14 protein-coding genes and 2 pseudogenes are annotated in these 18,625 nt (G+C 62.5%); 10 read left to right on the forward strand and 6 right to left on the reverse strand.

Annotation, left to right across the window (positions count from 1 at the left end):
* Nucleotides 1-64 precede the first annotated feature (64 nt).
* Nucleotides 65-721 (forward strand): YciC family protein, encoded by a 657-nt coding sequence (locus tag K5H97_RS25635; RefSeq protein WP_028692070.1) that lies wholly within the window; start codon nt 65-67, stop codon nt 719-721.
* A gap of 19 nt (nt 722-740) precedes the next feature.
* On the opposite strand, the pseudogene hrpB (K5H97_RS25640) reads toward K5H97_RS25635, so the two are convergent.
* A pseudogene (gene hrpB / locus K5H97_RS25640) lies at nt 741-2,438 on the reverse strand (ATP-dependent helicase HrpB); the annotation flags it as partial.
* 538 nt (nt 2,439-2,976) lie between these two features.
* Between hrpB (K5H97_RS25640) and K5H97_RS25645 the strand changes: the two are divergent.
* From K5H97_RS25645 to K5H97_RS25665, 5 genes and pseudogenes are all read left to right on the forward strand, one after another.
* Nucleotides 2,977-4,347: an AAA family ATPase gene (locus K5H97_RS25645; RefSeq protein WP_081791628.1), complete on the forward strand. Its 1,371-nt coding sequence runs from the start codon at nt 2,977-2,979 to the stop codon at nt 4,345-4,347.
* A gap of 3 nt (nt 4,348-4,350) precedes the next feature.
* Nucleotides 4,351-5,106, forward strand: a complete 756-nt coding sequence (locus K5H97_RS25650; RefSeq protein WP_155952719.1) for an HNH endonuclease family protein — start codon at nt 4,351-4,353, stop codon at nt 5,104-5,106.
* Nucleotides 5,107-5,635: 529 nt separating this feature from the next.
* Nucleotides 5,636-5,995, forward strand: a complete 360-nt coding sequence (gene tnpB, locus K5H97_RS25655) for an IS66 family insertion sequence element accessory protein TnpB (protein WP_028692300.1) — start codon at nt 5,636-5,638, stop codon at nt 5,993-5,995.
* Nucleotides 5,996-6,013: 18 nt separating this feature from the next.
* Nucleotides 6,014-7,531: pseudogene (gene tnpC, locus K5H97_RS25660) on the forward strand (IS66 family transposase).
* Nucleotides 7,532-7,678: 147 nt separating this feature from the next.
* Complete coding sequence (locus K5H97_RS25665; RefSeq protein WP_028692301.1) at nt 7,679-8,404, forward strand: hypothetical protein; 726 nt, start codon at nt 7,679-7,681, stop codon at nt 8,402-8,404.
* A gap of 182 nt (nt 8,405-8,586) precedes the next feature.
* Here K5H97_RS25665 and hrpB (K5H97_RS25670) read toward each other — a convergent pair whose 3' ends face one another.
* Complete coding sequence (gene hrpB / locus K5H97_RS25670) at nt 8,587-11,115, reverse strand: ATP-dependent helicase HrpB (protein WP_222577999.1); 2,529 nt, start codon at nt 11,113-11,115, stop codon at nt 8,587-8,589.
* 119 nt (nt 11,116-11,234) lie between these two features.
* Here hrpB (K5H97_RS25670) and K5H97_RS25675 point away from each other — a divergent pair, with 119 nt between their 5' ends.
* Nucleotides 11,235-11,654 carry a hypothetical protein gene (locus K5H97_RS25675; RefSeq protein ID WP_028690416.1) on the forward strand — a complete coding sequence of 140 codons (420 nt, stop codon included), beginning with the start codon at nt 11,235-11,237 and terminating at the stop codon, nt 11,652-11,654.
* 24 nt (nt 11,655-11,678) lie between these two features.
* A complete protein-coding gene (locus tag K5H97_RS25680; protein WP_028690415.1) occupies nt 11,679-12,548 on the forward strand; it encodes a cation diffusion facilitator family transporter in 870 nt (289 codons plus the stop codon).
* Between the two features lie 21 nt (nt 12,549-12,569).
* Here K5H97_RS25680 and K5H97_RS25685 read toward each other — a convergent pair whose 3' ends face one another.
* Nucleotides 12,570-13,406 carry a DUF6515 family protein gene (locus K5H97_RS25685; protein WP_028690414.1) on the reverse strand — a complete coding sequence of 279 codons (837 nt, stop codon included), beginning with the start codon at nt 13,404-13,406 and terminating at the stop codon, nt 12,570-12,572.
* 471 nt (nt 13,407-13,877) lie between these two features.
* Between K5H97_RS25685 and K5H97_RS25690 the strand changes: the two genes are divergently transcribed.
* A complete protein-coding gene (locus K5H97_RS25690; protein WP_011535815.1) occupies nt 13,878-14,354 on the forward strand; it encodes an Lrp/AsnC family transcriptional regulator in 477 nt (158 codons plus the stop codon).
* Nucleotides 14,355-14,407: 53 nt separating this feature from the next.
* Entirely contained in the window at nt 14,408-14,611 is a 204-nt protein-coding gene (locus K5H97_RS25695) for a DUF2788 domain-containing protein (RefSeq protein WP_028690413.1), read from the forward strand.
* Between the two features lie 59 nt (nt 14,612-14,670).
* On the opposite strand, the gene K5H97_RS25700 is transcribed toward K5H97_RS25695, so the two are convergent.
* The 3 genes from K5H97_RS25700 to K5H97_RS25710 form a co-directional block, all read right to left on the reverse strand.
* The gene (locus K5H97_RS25700) at nt 14,671-15,300 is read right to left on the reverse strand and encodes a pseudouridine synthase (protein ID WP_028690412.1); all 630 of its coding nucleotides are present in this window, start codon (nt 15,298-15,300) and stop codon (nt 14,671-14,673) included.
* 6 nt (nt 15,301-15,306) lie between these two features.
* Complete coding sequence (gene amn, locus K5H97_RS25705) at nt 15,307-16,770, reverse strand: AMP nucleosidase (RefSeq protein ID WP_028690411.1); 1,464 nt, start codon at nt 16,768-16,770, stop codon at nt 15,307-15,309.
* Nucleotides 16,771-16,847: 77 nt separating this feature from the next.
* Nucleotides 16,848-18,500: an acyl-CoA dehydrogenase family protein gene (locus K5H97_RS25710; RefSeq protein ID WP_028690410.1), complete on the reverse strand. Its 1,653-nt coding sequence runs from the start codon at nt 18,498-18,500 to the stop codon at nt 16,848-16,850.
* Nucleotides 18,501-18,625: the final 125 nt, after the last annotated feature.

Consider the following 18,625-nt stretch of genomic DNA (forward strand, 5'->3'; position numbering starts at 1 on the left):
TTCAGCAAGCGGGCCGACTGGGCTAAAGTTACGCCCTGCTTTTTCTGCCATGCGATGTTGACCGATGAATCCGCTGAGCGTTCTGCGCGACTCCCTGTACTTCTTCCGCCGTCACCTGACGAGCATCCTGCAACTGTGCCTGCCGTTGGTCGTGCTTGAGGCCCTCGGCACCCAATTGCTCTACAGCCAGCTGGGCGAGCAGGCCTCGCCGGTCTACGGCATGCTTGTCAGCCTGCTGTTCTACCCGCTGTATAGCGCGGCACTGATCCTTTACCTCGACACCCGCAGCAACGGCCAGGACACCGCCAAGCGCGACCTGTTCGCCCGCGCGCTGCAGCTTTGGCCGATGCTGGCCCTGCTGATCGTGATCAGCTCGCTGCTGATCATGGCGGGCCTGGCGCTGCTGATCTTCCCCGGCGTGTGGATCATGGTGAACCTGGTGTTCGCCGAGTACCTGCTGGTGCTGCGCGGCCTGCCGGTGATCGAGTCGATGCGCACCAGTGCGCGCATGACCACTGGGCATTTCCTGCGCATCATGGTCTGCATGCTTTCGGTGCTGGCGCCATTGTGGTTGATCGACGGTCTGCTGCTGCAGTTGTTCCCCGAGCCGCAGCCTGGCGTGCAACTGGCCCTGGACAGTCTCAGCGGCTTCCTGCAGCTGTTCAGCACCGTGGTGCTGTACCGCCTGTTCATGCTGCTCGAAGGTGAAGCCGGCGCTTGAGACCGGCATTCACCAAGCGTCAGGCTTTCCTTGGCTTGGCCCTGGCCGTGGCTTCCGCCACCAGCGGATCGTCCGGCCAGTAGTGCTTGGGATAGCGCCCTTTCAGGTCCTTCTTCACTTCGGCATAGGTGGTGCGCCAGAAGTTGGCCAGGTCCTGGGTCACCTGCACCGGCCGGCGCGCCGGTGACAGCAGGTGCAGTTTGACCTGCTGGCGGCCATTGGCAATGCGCGGGGTGTCGGCCAGGCCGAACAGCTCCTGCAGGCGCACGGCAAGGATCGGTGGCTGCTCGCTGTAATCCAGGCGAATGCTGGAGCCCGAGGGCACGGCCAGGTGCGATGGCGCCATCTCGTCCAGACGCTGGGGCAGCGGCCAGGGCAGCAGGTTGCGCAGCATCGAGGGCAGGTCCAGGTTGGCGAAGTGGCTCAGCCGCGACACCTTGCCCAGATAAGGTTGCAACCAGTCTTCCAGGCTGGCGAGCAAGGCTTCGTCGCCCAGATCGGGCCACTCGCTGCGACCGTCCTTTTCCAGATCCAGCTGACGCAGCAGCGCGACGCGGGCCTGCCACTGGCGCAGTTCCGGGGTCCAGGTCAGCAGGTTCAGGCCCTTGCGCCGCACCAGCCCCAGCAATGCCCTGGCCCGTGCGTCGTCATCCAGCCCCGGCAACGGTTCACGGCTGAGCACCAGCTCACCGACCTTGCGCTGGCGCTCGGCGCGCAGCACCTGTTCACGTTCGTCCCAGTCGAGCAGGTCGAGTTGCTCCACCTGCTCGGCCAGCACACCGTCGAACAGCGCCGGATCGAATTCGGCGGCCAGGTAGATGCGTTCCTCACGCTGTCCCTGGCGGCTGCCCAGGTCGGCAATCACCAACCACGGGCTTTTCATCAGCGCATCGGCTTCGGCGAACAACGCCGCCCGGCCATTGGCCAGACGGTACTCGGCGCCGCCTTCGCGACGCTGCTGCGCCACCCGGTCGGGGTAGGCCAGCGCCAGCACGGCGCCCAGCCAGCGGGGATGGTCGGGGTCGGCGACCGGGCTGCGCGGTTTGCCACGCAACTGGCCGCGGTACTGCCGAGCCAGTTGCCGGGCGCGCTGCACGCCGCCCTGCCCGCCACGGGAGGCGCGGCTTTCACCGCTGAGCAGCGCCAGCCGGCTGTGCAGGTCGGCACCGCCGCCGCGCAGGATGTCGCGCTCGCCCAGCAGCGCGGCGACATCGCAGGCCATGTCGGCCAATCCGAGATCCTGCCCGCGCAGCAGCAGGTGGGCGATGCGCGGATGCGCAGGCAGCTCGGCCATGGCCTGGCCATGTGAACTCAAGTTGTCGCGGCAACCGGGTTTGAAGGCACCGAGCCGGGCCAGCAGGTCCTGGGCCTGGCCGTAAGCAGCGGCCGGTGGCTGGTCGAGCCAGCTGAGCTGCTCCGGTGGCACACCCCAGCGCGCCAGCTGCAGGGCCAGCCCGGCCAAGTCGGCCTGGAGGATCTCGGCGCTGCCATGGGCCGCCAACTGATCGTGCTGCGCCTCAGACCACAGTCGATAGCACACGCCGGGCTCGAGGCGACCGGCACGCCCGGCACGCCCGGCACGCTGGGTGGCACTGGCGCGGGAAATGCGCTGGGTGTCCAGGCGGGTCATGCCGCTGCCGGGATCGAAGCGCGGCACCCGCGCCAGACCTGCGTCGATCACCACGCGCACACCGTCGATGGTCGGGCTGATACCCGCTCCACGCCCTAGCTAAGGGTAATGACGAAGTCACCAAGGCTATCAACGAAGACATCGCCAAGCTGCGCGAGACGAAAGCGATCGATGGTGCACTACAGGCATACGGTCTGAGTGCAGAGGGCAGAGGGCAGCAACGTGGGGACACCACGGGCTATCGAATAAGCTAAATGTAACAGGCCAGTGGCTTGGCTACCGGACTTCAACCTCATCCCTAATCCGTCCAACCACTTTCCCTCTCGAAGTGGGGCGCAGTCGGATACTGCCCCCACTACCTGGCTGACGTCTTCAATAAACATTGGAAATTTTTGCATTGTGGTGCAGCCGATACTCATCTGACTCTTGTGGCCGTTCTCTCGACTTGGCATTCTGCGTCTACATCCTGTGATGACACCATGCTTGGGTTGGAGCCTACAGGGCGAATATCCCAGCCTGCACCCAGGTGTGAGCTAACACTATTAGAAGTCACCGCTGTGGCTACTACAGCCCACGTGACACGCATAGAGCTTTAAAGAATTTCGCAAGGAATGAGAGTAGATAAATGGAAGTTTATAACGTTATAGCTAACAGCGCTCAGGTCACTTTCAAACCGTCCAATCGCATTTTTGGAAATAAGATTGATCTGATAACGGGAGTAAATGGCTCGGGGAAAACTGAAATACTGTCTATCATTGCCAATGTGCTAGGGCGCGAAGTTACGGATCAACCTAGTTTTTCGTTAGAAAGCACCGTCCAGGTATCTCGTTCCGCGCGACCCAGCCACGTAATCACACAGACATTCAGCCCTTTCTCACGTTTTCCGGCTCCCTCTGTTTTCTTTCACAATACCCCAATACCGATTCGTGACCCTGGCTATATAAGCAACCCTAAATATCTTTGCATAGGCTTCCACAGCGCTGGAACTTTCAGCACTAGGAATTTAGGGAAGTCAATCCTCGAACATGCAATTTATCGCATCAGCCGCGCTTCAGAAAGCATCAAAACAATTCTACGGACAATGCACAACCTAGGTTTCAGAGACAGCTTTGACATAAATTATATAATCAAAGATGGATTAAGACGCCTGCTAGATGTCTACAGCAGACAAATCCCTGGCAGCGTAGAGAGATGGCTACATACAAACTGGGGCTTGCGCCACTCTATGGTCCGCAACGAGTTGAATGCCGGAAGAACTGAGTTTGCCGAACTCCTAAAAACCGCCCTAGGATTATTAAGGCAAGAACTAGGCTACAATGATAAGGCGTTTTATTTAAAAATAAGCTCCCTTGAGCGAGGCCAATTTGATCTGGCATTACTACAGAGCCTAGCTTTACTGAGAAGGCTAGGTCTTTTGGAGTTAGACCAATTCCTCATTACAACACAAAGCGGAGCTAAAATTGAAGTTTCTGGTGCCAGTTCTGGTCAGCAGCAGATGCTTTGTTCGATAATAGGACTAGCTACAGCTTTAAGGGATGATTCTGTAGTCCTCATTGACGAGCCTGAGCTGAGCTTACATCCACAGTGGCAGCAAACATACCTCGATACTCTGATCTCCGCTCTGGAGCCCTTCAGGGGATGCCATGTCATTGTGGCCACTCACTCACCTTTAATTGTCCAACGAGGGCTCCAGCTAGGTGTCGGTGTCAGCGTGCTCAATCGTCCTGCTGATCGGTACACTGACACCTATGGAGTGACTTATCAATCGGTTGAGGAAACCTTGATTGATGTGTTCCATACCCCTGTCCCCGATAGTTTCTATCTAGCCAACGAAATTCTGACAGCCGTAGTAAATGCCGAATCAGGAACTGTATCGGAACGTAGGAAGGCGATTTCCGACTTGCTCCACTTTAAGGCAATTTACTCCAGTTCATCTGTTGACAATGCCTCAACACTTGAAATGATCGATAAAGCCTTGGCAGCGGTAGGTGAGTGAGACATGTATCGATCACGCACGGTAGCGACACGACTTTCCAACCTTTCAAGTTTAACCGGCGCCGAACATGATACGCTGCGAGACGCTGGAGCAGCTGATTGTACGATTTGGGGAGCTAAGCAAGGGCCTCATGCAGCCTTAATTCGCGGTTTTCGCCATGAGGTAAAATCCTACTATTGGCGTCAACAAAGCAGACGGTGCTGCTATTGCAGTAAGGAGCTTGATAGCCACCAAGGGTCTTACGATGCTGAACATATCATTCCGAAAAGCGCGTTTCCGCACTTAACGTTTGAGCTTGGCAAGCTTGCGGTAACATGCAAAACATGCAATACAAGAAAGAAAGACCAATCAGTTCTGGTTGAAGACGGCGAGTGTGCAGAACTACCAATGAGCTCTGATGCCTACGTGATCGTGCATCCACACATCGACGACTGGGATGAATTCATGGAGCATGATAGATTCGGCCGTATTTCTGCGAAGCCTGGGAGTCCAAAGGGATCAGTAACTATTCGAATGTGCGGAATTGAGTTCCTGAATGCCGCGAGACTCGCAGACAACTTTCACCCGATGAACAATCCCCTGATACAAAAGTCCCTCGAAATTCTATGCAGCGACGGCAATAGGCAAAAGAAAATCAAGCAACTGCAGTTCTTAGATTTATTGGTAAACGCACGAAAAATGCAGGCGGCTCGCCCGATACTTGCGCTTCTACGGACAGAGATAGAGAGCATGCCTGATGTCACTCCTCTGGGAGGCTGAGACTTAATCTGCGGATAGGCCTCTAAATTGAATATCGTTTTTAAGCATTTATGCTTAGATCAAATATGGAGATAATTAGCTGCTTCCGTAACATCCTCGCTCACAAAAAAAGCCCAGCATCACTGCTGGGCTTTCTTCATCTTCTAACGTTACTTGCCGCGATTGGCGAACTGCTTGCGAACGCCTGCGAACTCGTCAGCGTTACGATCCTTGAGGTTCTGGTAGTATGCAGGGCGGCTGCCCCTACCGGCAAGCGGCAAGCAGCTCGCTGTAAGCGCCTCGTTGACGATATACACATGAGCACCTAAGAAGCGGATCTTCGGGAAGCTCGTGGTATAGCAGAAGTGTTCATCCTAGGACTGGTTGAATGTGGCCATTTACGACCAGATGGCGAACGTGAGTACGTAATACTCAGCAGCATCCATCGCCGACAGGACTTCCTACGTAAGCGCTCCATGAACCCCACATTCAAAGCGCTTACCTGATCCCCGATGCTGTGCTCCCGATTTCTTTCTGGAGTTCGCCGACCATGATGCGACCCGACGCCAAAGTCGAAAAAGTGTACCTCTACCCCAAGCCCGTCGACTTCCGAAAGTCCATCGATAGCCTGGCTGCGCTGGTCGAACTCGATATCAAAGTGGCGGTGTTCGACCCGGTGCTATTCGTCTTCCTCAACAAGCCGCGCAACCGCGTGAAGATCTTGTACTGGGAACGCAACGGCTTCTACCTCTGGCTCAAACGCCTGGACTCCGAACGGCTCAAAACCTCACCCGATCCGACTGACGTGGCCATCGTACTGACCGTTCAGGAACTGAACTGGCTACTCGACGGCTTCAACCTCTGGCGCAACCGTCCGCATCAGGTTTTGACGCCTCGATACGTCGCCTGATTCGGTATAATTCGCGGCATGATTTCCATGCCCGAAGACCTCCCTGACGATCCTGTTCTGCTCAAGCAACTGCTTGAGCAGATGATCAACGAGCGCGCGTCCGACAGGGCAAGATCGTTCATCTCGAAGAGGAAGTTGCGCTGTTGCGCCAGCGACTGTTCGGGCCAAGACCGATCAGACAGGCGATGCGGCGACGCCACAGTTGCCGCTCTTCGACGAAGCGGAAAGCCTAGCAGAACCCTTGGATGAGGCCGGCGACGAAGAAGTCGTTGCACCGACCAAGCACCGTGGTAAACGCAAACCACTGCCGGCTGATTTACCGCGTATCGAGGTTGTCCACGAACTGCCCGAGCATGAGCTGACGTGTGCTTGTGGCTGCCGCAAACAGGCCATTGGTGAAGAGGTCAGCGAACAGCTTGAAATCGTCCCGATGCAGATTCGCGTCATCAAACATGTTCGCAAGGTGTATGACTGCCGCGACTGCGAGTCAGCGCCCGTAACGGCGGACAAGCCTGCCCAGGTGATTGAGAAAAGCATGGCTAGCCCGAGTGCGCTGGGCATGCTGCTCACCACCAAATACGTAGACGACCTACCGCTTCATCGCTTCGAAAAAGTGTTGGGGCGCCACGGTATCGATATCTCGCGCCAAACCCTGGCACACTGGGTGACTCAATGCAGCGAGCACTTCCAACCGCTGCTGAATCTGATGCGCGAAAGCCTGTTGAGCAGTCGGATCATCCACTGTGATGAAACACGTGTGCAGGTGTTGAAAGAGCCTGGCCGTGAGCCCAGTAGCCAATCCTGGATGTGGGTACAAACCGGCGGCCCACCTGATCGGCTAGTGATCCTTTTCGACTACGCCACCAGCCGAGCGCAGGAGGTGCCGACGCGCCTGCTGGATGGCTATCGCGGCTATGTCATGACCGACGACTACGCCGGCTACAACGCGCTGGCTGCACAGGACGGCGTGGAGCGGTTGGGCTGCTGGGCGCACGCACGCCGCAAGTTCGTCGAAGCGCAGAAAGTGCAGCCCAAGGGTAAAACCGGGCGCACAGACATCGCCCTGAACTTGATCAACAAGCTGTATGGCATCGAGCGCGACCTTAAGGACGGCAGCGATGAAGATCGTAGGGCTGCCCGCATGGAGCGCAGCCTGCCATTGCTGGCTCAGCTGAAAAGCTGGGTAGAGAAAACGCAACCTCAGGTCACGACGCAGAATGCCTTGGGCAAGGCCATCGGCTACTTGGCCAGCAACTGGAGCAAGTTGGAACGCTACGTCGAGCACGGCTGCTTACCGATCAACAACAACGCAGCCAAGCGTGCGATCCACCCGCTTGTCATCGGCAGAAAGAACTGGTTGTTCAGTGACACGCCCAAAGGTGCCACTGCCATCGCACAACTTTACAGCTTGGTAGAAACGGCCAAGAACCCTATGCGTGGCTGCGCCACGTACTGAAACGCCTGCCGCAGGCGTCCTCAATGGAAGACTACGAAGCGCTACTGCCGTGGAATTGCACACCTCAAATACACAGCTAGGTGCGCTGCCCATCCTTGGCTAGGTGGGGTTCATGGAGCGCTTACATAGCCATCCCCCCGCAGTATTCTTGGTACCCCTCTATGCAAAACGTTATATCCTTGATCGAATGAGCGAGGACATCTCTCCCGGCGCGCAAGGAGCAAACAATGGATTTTCACGCAACTACTAGCTGGTTGTGGGCCGGAATCAACCACGTGTTTTCAAGTTCGCTTGTGACCGCGTTGATCGGGGCATTCATCGGTGGGTACTTTACCATGAGGGCAACCCGTAGAACATTTGAGCGGTCAGAGGTTGCCGCGAAGAACGCGCGTGAGATTGCAGATCAGAAGGCTCACATTGATCGCCAAGTAATTGTCTACAACACCAGCCAGCTGATACTGGTTGAACTAACAACGGCATGGGATCTGTATTCGGAAGAATATGCGAGAGAACTCCTTGATCTCGAAGAGGGGTCGCCCTATGTGACCGTTTGGCCGATCGGTCAAAACCCCTTCCCCCTCTTTGACTCTGCACCGGAGTGTTTGGCAGAGCTGCCCCCAGACATCACAAAGCAAGCCATTCGCTTCTACATGCGAGCCAAAGGCATCATTTCCATGGTCGAAATGAATAATGCAGATTCTGAAAAAGCCCTCGACCACGCACGTACCGAAATGCTGCGCCGACAAGCTGAGTTTGCCAAGCAGTCTCGTTCGGCTGGAGAACTGACAGCCAAGCTCCAAGAGCTCTACGAGAGCGAAAGCATCCGGGTGGCTAAGCTGATAGGTATGGGATCGACAGCTGACGCCATGAAGCTAGTCACTGCCGAGGTTGACAGTTTAGTTGCCGACCTCAAGCTGCGGCTGAGCGGCCTTCCCCGTCCGCACTGGCGATAAGGACCGTCGCACCCACTTAAAAATAGGCGGAAACCATTGCCCTTAATGCTGGAGTGCGGGAGGTGGATTCGCCGGACGTTCCACATTACAGCTGAGCAACCTGCGGCAAGTCCTGCAAGAACTCGCGAACCTTAGCCCCGACGCTGCCGAGTCATTACCCTCATTTTGATCGCAGTTGAAAGTCACGTATCTCTTGGCTTCGCTCGCGCTGTAGCCTGAGCCACAAGGGGATCGTCGGGCCAAAAATGCTTGGGATAGCGCCCTTTCAGGTCCTTCTTCACCTCGGCATAGGTGGTGCGCCAGAAGTTGGCCAGGTCCTGGGTCACCTGCACCGGCCGGCGCGCCGGTGACAGCAGGTGCAGTTTGACCTGCTGGCGGCCATTGGCAATGCGCGGGGTGTCGGCCAGGCCGAACAGCTCCTGCAGGCGCACGGCAAGGATCGGTGGCTGCTCGCTGTAGTCCAGGCGAATACTGGACCCCGAGGGCACGGCCAGGTGCGATGGCGCCAGCTCGTCCAGGCGCTGGGGCAGCGGCCAGGGCAGCAGGTTGCGCAGCATCGAGGGCAGGTCCAGGTTGGCGAAGTGGCTCAGCCGCGACACCTTGCCCAGATAAGGTTGCAACCAGTCTTCCAGGCTGGCGAGCAAGGCGTCGTCGCCCAGATCCGGCCACTCGCTGTGGCCGTCCTTTTCCAGATCCAGCTGACGCAGCAGCGCGACGCGGGCCTGCCACTGGCGCAGTTCCGGGGTCCAGGTCAGCAGGTTCAGGCCCTTGCGCCGCACCAGCCCCAGCAATGCCCTGGCCCGTGCGTCGTCATCCAGCCCCGGCAACGGTTCACGGCTGAGCACCAGCTCACCGACCTTGCGCTGGCGCTCGGCGCGCAGCACCTGTTCACGTTCGTCCCAGTCGAGCAGGTCGAGTTGCTCCACCTGCTCGGCCAGCACACCGTCGAACAGCGCCGGATCGAATTCGGCGGCCAGGTAGATGCGTTCCTCACGCTGTCCCTGGCGGCTGCCCAGGTCGGCAATCACCAACCACGGGCTTTTCATTAGCGCATCGGCTTCGGCGAACAACGCCGCCCGGCCATTGGCCAGGCGGTACTCGGCGCCGCCTTCGCGACGCTGCTGCGCCACCCGGTCGGGGTAGGCCAGCGCCAGCACGGCGCCCAGCCAGCGGGGATGGTCGGGGTCGGCGACCGGGCTGCGCGGTTTGCCACGCAACTGGCCGCGGTACTGCCGAGCCAGTTGCCGGGCGCGCTGCACGCCGCCCTGCCCGCCACGGGAGGCGCGGCTTTCACCGCTGAGCAGCGCCAGCCGGCTGTGAAGGTCGGCACCGCCGCCGCGCAGGATGTCGCGCTCGCCCAGCAGCGCGGCGACATCGCAGGCCATGTCGGCCAATCCGAGGTCCTGCCCGCGCAGCAGCAGATGGGCGATGCGCGGATGCGCAGGCAGCTCGGCCATGGCCTGGCCATGTGAACTCAAGTTGTCGCGGCAACCGGGTTTGAAGGCACCGAGCCGGGCCAGCAGGTCCTGGGCCTGGCCGTAAGCAGCGGCCGGTGGCTGGTCGAGCCAGCTGAGCTGCTCCGGTGGCACACCCCAGCGCGCCAGCTGCAGGGCCAGCCCGGCCAAGTCGGCCTGGAGGATCTCGGCGCTGCCATGGGCCGCCAACTGATCGTGCTGCGCCTCGGACCACAGTCGATAGCACACGCCGGGCTCGAGGCGACCGGCACGCCCAGCACGCTGGGTGGCACTGGCGCGGGAAATGCGCTGGGTGTCCAGGCGGGTCATGCCGCTGCCGGGATCGAAGCGCGGCACCCGCGCCAGACCTGCGTCGATCACCACGCGCACACCGTCGATGGTCAGGCTGGTTTCCGCGATATTGGTGGCCAGCACCACCTTGCGTTGGCCCTTGGGCGCCGGCTCGATGGCGGCACGCTGGGCGCTCAGTTCAAGCTCGCCGTGCAGCGGACAGAGCAGGACGTCCGGACGCTCGCCCACGGCCTCCTGCAGGGCCTGGTGCACACGGCGGATCTCGGCCTGCCCGGGGAGGAACACCAGCAGGCTGCCGGACTCGTCGGCCAGGGCCTGGAGCACGCAGTCGACCACCCGCGGCTCGACGAACTCGCCAGGCTGCCAGGGCCGGCTCCAGCGGATCTCCACCGGATGCATGCGTCCCTGGCTGCTGATGATCGGCGCGTCGTCGAGCAGGCGCGAGAGCCGCTCGCCCTCCAGCGTCGCCGACATCAGCAGGACCTTCAGCGGCGGCTCGTCGCGCAGCAGCGCCCGGCCGTTGAGGCTCAGGGCCAGGGCCAGGTCGGCATCCAGGCTGCGTTCGTGGAACTCGTCGAAGATCAGCAGCCCCACCCCCTCCAGCGCAGGATCCGCCTGCAGGCGGCGGGTGAGGATGCCCTCGGTGACCACTTCGATGCGCGTGTTCGGGCCGACCTTGCTGTCCAGGCGGATGCGGTAGCCCACGGTTTCGCCGACCTTCTCGCCCAATTCGCTGGCCAGGCGCTCGGCAGCGGCGCGGGCGGCCAGGCGCCGGGGCTCGAGCATGAGGATGCTCTGTCCTTGCAGCCAGGGCTCATCAAGCAGGGCCAGGGGCACGCGGGTGGTCTTGCCGGCGCCGGGGGGCGCCTCGAGCACCGCTTCGTCACGTTGGGCCAGGGCCTGGCGCAGGTCGGACAGTACGGCATCGATCGGTAATGAAATCATGGTGGTCCTCGAACAATCGACCGAGTATAACGGCGAACCGAGGCTGCCCTATCATGGTCTTAACCTCAGGCGTGCACGATTGCCGCGCCCTTGTTTGTCGTTATCTTCCGGAGATTCACATGCGCATCCCTTCCCGCGTCATCGGTGGCGCCCTGATCGCCACCTTGCTGACCCAGCTGACGGCCTGCGGCACCCTGTTCTACCCTGACCGTCGCGGCCAGATCGAAGGCAAGATCGACCCCGTGGTCGCGGCCATGGACGCCATCGGTATCCTGTTCTACGTGATTCCCGGCCTGATCGCCTTCGGCATCGATTTTGCCACCGGCGCCATCTACTACCCTGGCGGCAAGAGCGCGCAGATCGACCCGGCCAAGCTCAAGCCGGCGATCAATGCCGACGGACAGGTCGACCGGACCAAGCTGCAGGCTATCCTTGAAAGCGAACTGGGCCAGCGCCTGCCGCTGAACGACCCGCGGCTGATCCAGCACCGCGGCAGCGTCGAGCAACTGGCCAGCTACGGCCTGGTACCCGCGGCCTGACCTGATCCGGACGATCTCCTGCGCATGACTGCCACCGCCGAACACCAACGCCTGCTGCGCCTGGCCACCCGCGCCTCGCTGAGCGTCGCCTGCATCCTGGTGCTGAGCAAGGCCGTGGCCTGGTGGCTGAGCGGCTCGGTCAGCCTGCTGGCCGGGCTGACCGACTCGGCGCTGGATGCCGCCGCCTCCTTCCTCAACCTGCTGGCGGTGCATTACGCGCTGCGCCCGGCCGATGACGACCACCGTTTCGGCCATGGCAAGGCCGAAGCCCTGGCCGGCATGGCCCAGGCGCTGTTCATCGGGGTCAGCGCGGTGCTGATCGGGGCGCAGGCGGTGGAGCGGCTGAAGTCGCCGGAGCCCCTGGGCGATACCGCGGTCGGCATCGCGGTGATGTTGCTTTCCCTGGCGCTGACCGTGGCGCTGCTGGCGCTCCAGCGCAAGGTCATCCGCCTGACCGGCTCCACCGCCGTGCGCGCGGACTCGCTGCACTACCGCTCCGACCTGCTGCTCAATGCCAGCATCCTGCTGGCGCTGCTCCTGGCCCGCTACGGCTGGCCTCAGCTCGACGCCCTGTTCGGCCTGGGGATCGCCCTGTACATCCTGTGGAGCGCGCTGCAGATCGCCCGCGAGAGCACGGCGATCCTGATGGACAAGGAACTGCCCGCCGATATCGGCGAGCGCATGCTCGAAGTGGTGCTGGCGATCCCCGGGGTAAGGGGCGTGCATGACCTGCGCACACGGGTCTCCGGCAGCCAGTGGTTCGTGCAACTGCATCTGGAGCTGCCCGGCGACATGCCGCTGCATGCCGCTCATGAACTGTGCGTGCAGGCCTCGCAGGTCATTCGCCAGCGCTATCCACGGGCCGATGTGATGGTCCACGCCGACCCGGTGTAGCCGGTTATCGCAAAAGCGCCATCAATTGATGCTGTAGCCACGCCCGCTCAGGCACGCCCCCAAGGCCCGTCGATAGTTGTCCGCCACATTGGCCGGCGGCGCATAGGTGGCGGTCGCCGGATCGAATCCCGACTGGCTCACCGCCCAGCGATGGCATTGATAGCGGTCCTGCTCCTGCTGCTCCGGCCCCTGGCCATACATCGGATAGGCGATCACATCGTAGCCGCCGCCCTGCTGCGGTATTGGCGCAGGCGCCACAGCGGGCGGGTTGACCACCACGTACTCGCGGCTGTCGGCCAGGTACTGGTAGTAGGTGTCGGCCACCAGGAAGAACAGCGCACCGCTCAGCCACACTTCACGGGCGTAGGGCGGCAGGTAGCCGACCCGCACGCCGTAGGGCGGTGTGACCACCACGTAGCCGCCGCCATGGGGGCGGTACCAGTAGCCGCCGGAGTAGAAGTAGTCCTGTCCGCGGTACGGCACCTTCCAATAGCGATCCGGAAAGCGGTCGACGGTATGCCCGGGATGGTACTGCGGCCCTGGCCCCCAGCCATTGCCATGACCGTCGGGCCGGCCTGACCAGTCGCCACCGGGGCGCTGACCCGGACCGCCCGCTTCCCAGTGACGGTTATCGCCGTAGCGACGGGGAATGTCCTGGTAATAGCCCTGGCGCGGCGGTTGCGTCTGACGCACTTCGTCACGCGAATTGAGCGGCGAGCCACGCCGTTCGCCACCGCCCTGCTCCTGCTGACCGCCATGACCGTCATGCCCTTCTCCAGGCCCTTCGGCCAGGGCGCCCAGGCTGATGCCCAGGCCCAGCAAACCAACACCTGCCAACCGCCAGATGCGCGAACTCATGTTGTTCCTCTCGATGCAAACACCCGCCATTATCGTCGGCAGTCTACTCGGCAGAACGCGACCGGCAGATTAAATTAGCCGACATTCTGGTGCGCCAATTGCTCAAAGGCCTGAATGGGATGCTCGCTGGCCTGGCAAGCGTAGCCTGCGGCGCAATAAAAAAGGGAGGCCTTGCGGCCTCCCTTCGGGAATTGTCGTCCGTGCTCGGCGCTTGTGACACCGGCTCACCTCGCGCCGTCTTCTGGACAGTGCGTAGCCCGGGGGCCTGGCGGATCCTGTTGGATGGCTGGCCGCGACCGCCCGCCTAGGGCGCGTCGCCGTGGACTGATGTCCGGGCAGTGACTCTGGTGATAAAGATAGGCCAGACGCCGGGGCAGAGGATTGCGAAGATTGCTCTGATAAATAGCGCTTGCGCAATTTTTCACTCAGGATCGATAATTCGCAGCAATCCGAACAGAAAAGGCCCTTTCCATGAGCAAGCTCGACCGCTACGACCTGAGCATCCTCGCCGAATTGCAGCGCGATGCGCGCATCTCCAACCAGGAACTGGCCGAACGCATCGGCCTGTCGCCTTCCCCGTGCTCACGTCGGGTCAAGCAGCTCGAGGACGACGGCTACATCTCGCGCCAGGTGGCCCTGCTGGACCGCAAGAAGCTCGGCCTGAGCCTGACCGCCTATGTGCTGATCGGCATGGACCGGCACACGCCCGAGCGCTTCGAGACCTTCGAGGCGGCGATTCGCAGCCTGCCTCAGGTACTCGAGTGCAGCCTGGTCACCGGGATGGACGCCGACTACCAGCTCAAGGTGGTGGTGCCGGACATGGACCACTACCAAAAGCTGCTGCTGGGCAGCCTGACCCGTATCGAAGGCGTGACCAGCGTACGCTCGAGCTTCGTGCTCAACCAGGTGTTGGCCAGCACCGAGCTGCCATTGACCCACCTGCGTTGAATCCTCGCGCGTGCGGCGTATGATCGGGGGCTCAACCTGCCTGGAGTGAACCGATGGATCCCGCAGTATTCGAAGAATGGATGATGATCGTCCTGGTCACCGTGCTGATCGGTTTCATGGGCTTCATCGTCTGGGACCTGGCGAAGAAGTCCAAGGCCGGGCGCTTTGGCACGCTGATCCTGTTCTTTGTGCTGGGCCTTGGCGTGCTGGCGTTCATCATCAAGAGCGTGGTGGTGGGGTTTATCGAAGGGGTGTAGCGGCGTTGAGGGGGCCTCGCGAAGCAAGCCTGCTCCCGCGACATGCCCCCCAATTGCAGTTACAGCTGCGCCGGCACCTCGCGCCAGCAGCCCTGCTCCAGTCCCTCGATCGTCCAGTCGCCAATCCGCACTCGCACCAGGCGCAAGGTGGGCAATCCCACCGCCGCCGTCATCCGCCGCACCTGGCGATTGCGTCCTTCACGAATCACCAGCTCCAGCCAGGCGGTCGGCACACTCTTGCGAAAACGCACCGGCGGATTGCGCGGCCACAGCTCGGGCTCCTCGAGCAGACGCGCCTGGGCCGGCAACGTGGGCCCGTCGTTGAGCTCGACGCCATCACGCAGGCGCTTTAGCTGCTCCTCGCTCGGCTCACCCTCAACCTGCACCCAGTAGGTCTTGGCCAGCTTGTGCTTCGGATCGGCGATGCGCGCCTGCAGGCGCCCGTCGTTGGTCAGCAGCAGCAGGCCTTCGCTGTCCCGGTCCAGGCGCCCGGCCGGATAGATGCCGGGGATGTCGATGAAGTCCTTGAGCGTGGCCCGCCCCTCGCCGTCGCTGAACTGGGTGAGCACATCGAACGGTTTGTTGAACAGGATCAAGCGCGGCTCGGCCGGCGGCGCCTTGGGCTGGCGACGCGGGCCGGTGGGCCGCGCCGCAGGGCGGCGCGGTGTGCTACGGGGTGGCAGGGACATGGATCCTCAGCGGAACGGCGGCTCATCGAAACTGCGCAGTTTACGCGAGTGCAGCGAGTTGAGCTCGGTACGCAGCAGATCAAGGGCGGCGATGCCGATCTTCAGGTGCTGGCTGACCGCGCGGTTGTAGAAGGCGTTGGCCGACCCCGGCAGCTTGATCTCGCTGTGCAGCGGCTTGTCGGAGACACACAGCAAGGTGCCGTACGGCACGCGCAGGCGGTAGCCCTGGGCCGCGATGGTGCCGCTTTCCATGTCCACCGCCACGGCGCGGGACAGGTTGATCAACGGACGTTCCTGGGCCCAGCGCAGTTCCCAGTTGCGGTCGTCATAGGTGAGCACGGTGCCGGTGCGCAGGCGCTTCTTGAGCTGCTCGCCACGCTCGCCGGTGACCTGCGCGGCCGCCTCCTGCAACGCCAGCTGCACCTCGGCCAGGGCCGGAATCGGGATGTTCGGCGGCACCACGCGGTCGAGGATGCCGTCGCGACGCATGTAGGCGTGGGCCAGCACGTAGTCGCCGATGGTCTGCGACTGGCGCAGGCCGCCGCAGTGGCCGATCATCAGCCAGCAGTGCGGGCGCAGTACCGCCAGGTGGTCGGTGATGTTCTTGGCGTTGGACGGGCCGACGCCGATGTTGACCAGGGTCACGCCATCGCCGTCGGCGGCGATCAGGTGGTAGGCCGGCATCTGGTAGCGGTGCCAGACCACGCTGGCGACCAGGGCCTGGGCCTCGCCGTTGTCCATGCCCTTCTCGATGACCACGTTGCCCGGCAGGACCATGCGCACGAAGCGTGGGTCCTCGCGCAACTGCTCAAGGCCATGGGCGATGAACTGGTCGACGTAGCGGTGGTAGTTGGTCAGCAGGATCCACGGCTGCATGTGCCGCCAGTCGCTGCCGGTGTAGTGCACCAGGCGGCGCAGGGAGAAGTCCACGCGGGCGGCGTCGAACAGCGCCAGCGGCAGGGTCTCGGCGCTTTCCCAGTCGTACAGGCCATCGGCGATGTTGTCGGTGGCCGCCGACAGGTCGGTGCTGGGGAACACCCGCGCCAGTTGCGCGGCGGTGATACCGCTGCCGGCCAGTTCGTCGCCCTGGTCGACCACGTAGGGGTAAGGGATGTTCTGCTCGCTGACGCCGACTTCCACGGTCACGGTGTAGTCGTGCATCAGCGGGCGCAGTTGCTCGAGCAGGTAGCCACGGAACGCCGCGGGCTGGGTGACGGTGACGCTGTAGGTGCCGTCCACCTGGACCTTTGCGTAGGCGCGGGTGGTGGCGGCGACTTCGCCCTGGCTGGAGTAGGTCAGGCGCAGTGCCGGGTAGCGGAACAACGCACGCTCCTCGTCGCCCGGCTCGGTGCGGTCCTTGAGGTAGCGCTTGAGGGCCTGGCTCAAGGCCCCGGTGGCCTGTTCATGCAGGGCCGCCAGACGGTCGACGGCCTGTTCGGGGGTATCAACGACTACAAACGCTTGGCTCACACTGGGCTTCCTGTCTTAGGGGATGCATGACAGCCATCTTGCCTGCGTTGCCGGGCAAATACACCCCCACGAGGGCGTTACCCGGCCCACGCAGGCGTGGCCCTGGCCACCAGCGCCTCGGCGTCCACGCCGCGTGGCAACGCGCCATACACCCGCCCGCCGCCGCCCAGGCGACTGCCGATGAACGCATCGCTCACCGTGGCATTGCCCGCCTCGAGCAGCAGCTTGGCCTGCAGCGCCACGGCGATGTCCTCGGTCAGTTGCCGGGCGCGGTACTGGATATCACCGGTATCGGCGAAGGCACCCTTGAGGTTGCCGATGAACGCCGCCAGCCGCGGATCGCCATGGCCGTCTCCCAACTCACAGAACAGCGCCTCGAGCACGCCCGGCTCCTTCGACAAGGCCCGCAGCACGTCCAGGCACTGCACGTTGCCCGAGCCCTCCCAGGTCGAGTTGACCGGCGCCTCGCGGTACAGCCGCGGCAGGATGCTGTCCTCGACATAGCCGGCGCCGCCCAGGCACTCGGCGGCCTCGTTGATCATCCCGGGGGCGCGCTTGCAGATCCAGTACTTGCCCACGGCCGTGACCAGGCGGGCAAAGTGCGCCTGCTGCGGGTCGTCGAGGCGGTCCAGGGCCTGGCCCATGCGCAGGCTCAGGGCCAGGGCGGCCTCGCTCTCCAGGGCCAGGTCGGCCAGCACGTTCTGCATCAGCGGCTGCTCGGCCAGCACGCGCCCGCCGACCTTACGGTGGGCGCAGTGGTGCGCGGCCTGGGTCAGGGCCTGGCGCATCAGGGCGCTGGAGCCGACCATGCAGTCGAAGCGGGTCATGGCCACCATCTCGATGATGGTCGGCACGCCGCGCCCCTCCTCGCCGATCATCCAGGCCAGGGCACCGCGGAACTCCACCTCGCTGGAGGCGTTGGAACAGTTGCCCAGCTTGTTCTTCAGGCGCTGGATGTAGAACTGGTTGCGGTTGTCGTCGGGCCGGTGGCGCGGCAGCAGGAAGCAGCTCAGGCCCTTTTCGGTCTGGGCCAGGGTGAGGAAGGCGTCGCACATGGGCGCCGAACAGAACCACTTGTGCCCCACCAGCTCATAGGGCTGGCCCGGGCCGGGCGTGCCCACCGGGTAGGCGCGGGTGGTGTTGGCGCGAACATCGGTGCCGCCCTGTTTCTCGGTCATGGCCATGCCGATGGTGACACCGGCCTTGTGCCGGTCGCCGACGTTGCGCGGGTCGTATTCACGGGCCAGGACTTTCGGCAGCCAGTAGCCGGCAAGCTCGGGTTGCAAGCGCAGGGCCGGCACGGCGGCGAAGGTCATGGTCAGCGGACAGCCGGTACCGGCTTCGGCCTGGCTGTGCAGGTAGGTCATCGAGGCCCGCGCCACATGGGCGCCGTCCCTTGGCTCGGCCCAGGGTAGCGAGGGCAGGCCGTGCTCGACGGCGGTGCGCATCAGCTGATGATAGGCGGGATGAAACTCCACCAGGTCGATACGGTGGCCATAGCGGTCATGGCTGCTGAACTCGGGTTTGTGGGCATTGGCCAGGAAACCCGCAGCCATCAGCGGACCACCGGCCAGGGCGCCGTAGGCGTCGATCCGCGATTCGGCCCAGCCGGCGCCGAACCGGCGCGACCACTCCTGCAGGGGCTGATCGAGGCGATACAGGTTGGCGCCGTCCAGGGACGGCGGCTGGTTGGTGACTTCGTGGGTTTCAGCGAACTGGTGCAGGTTCATCGGCGGCCTCCTGGATCCGGTCATGCCTGGATAACCCAGTGAAGCACCGCAGGCCCTCGAGTCAAAGTGACAAAACGGACTACATGGGGGCGCTTCGCGCCCTCAAACCCTGCGCAGTCCCTGTA

This window comes from Pseudomonas mosselii, from assembly GCF_019823065.1.
GTDB lineage: Bacteria > Pseudomonadota > Gammaproteobacteria > Pseudomonadales > Pseudomonadaceae > Aquipseudomonas > Aquipseudomonas mosselii.

Bases quoted from the DNA above. Each gene is read 5' to 3' on its own strand.
- K5H97_RS25710 (WP_028690410.1), bottom strand. From the start codon at position 18,500: ATGAACCTGCACCAGTTCGCTGAAACCCACGAAGTCACCAACCAGCCG.
- K5H97_RS25635 (WP_028692070.1), top strand. From the start codon at position 65: ATGAATCCGCTGAGCGTTCTGCGCGACTCCCTGTACTTCTTCCGCCGT.
- K5H97_RS25685 (WP_028690414.1), bottom strand. From the start codon at position 13,406: ATGAGTTCGCGCATCTGGCGGTTGGCAGGTGTTGGTTTGCTGGGCCTG.
- hrpB (WP_222577999.1), bottom strand. From the start codon at position 11,115: ATGATTTCATTACCGATCGATGCCGTACTGTCCGACCTGCGCCAGGCC.
- K5H97_RS25695 (WP_028690413.1), top strand. From the start codon at position 14,408: ATGGATCCCGCAGTATTCGAAGAATGGATGATGATCGTCCTGGTCACC.
- K5H97_RS25700 (WP_028690412.1), bottom strand. From the start codon at position 15,300: ATGTCCCTGCCACCCCGTAGCACACCGCGCCGCCCTGCGGCGCGGCCC.
- tnpB (WP_028692300.1), top strand. From the start codon at position 5,636: ATGATGCGACCCGACGCCAAAGTCGAAAAAGTGTACCTCTACCCCAAG.
- K5H97_RS25690 (WP_011535815.1), top strand. From the start codon at position 13,878: ATGAGCAAGCTCGACCGCTACGACCTGAGCATCCTCGCCGAATTGCAG.
- K5H97_RS25645 (WP_081791628.1), top strand. From the start codon at position 2,977: ATGGAAGTTTATAACGTTATAGCTAACAGCGCTCAGGTCACTTTCAAA.
- K5H97_RS25680 (WP_028690415.1), top strand. From the start codon at position 11,679: ATGACTGCCACCGCCGAACACCAACGCCTGCTGCGCCTGGCCACCCGC.
- K5H97_RS25650 (WP_155952719.1), top strand. From the start codon at position 4,351: ATGTATCGATCACGCACGGTAGCGACACGACTTTCCAACCTTTCAAGT.
- K5H97_RS25675 (WP_028690416.1), top strand. From the start codon at position 11,235: ATGCGCATCCCTTCCCGCGTCATCGGTGGCGCCCTGATCGCCACCTTG.
- K5H97_RS25665 (WP_028692301.1), top strand. From the start codon at position 7,679: ATGGATTTTCACGCAACTACTAGCTGGTTGTGGGCCGGAATCAACCAC.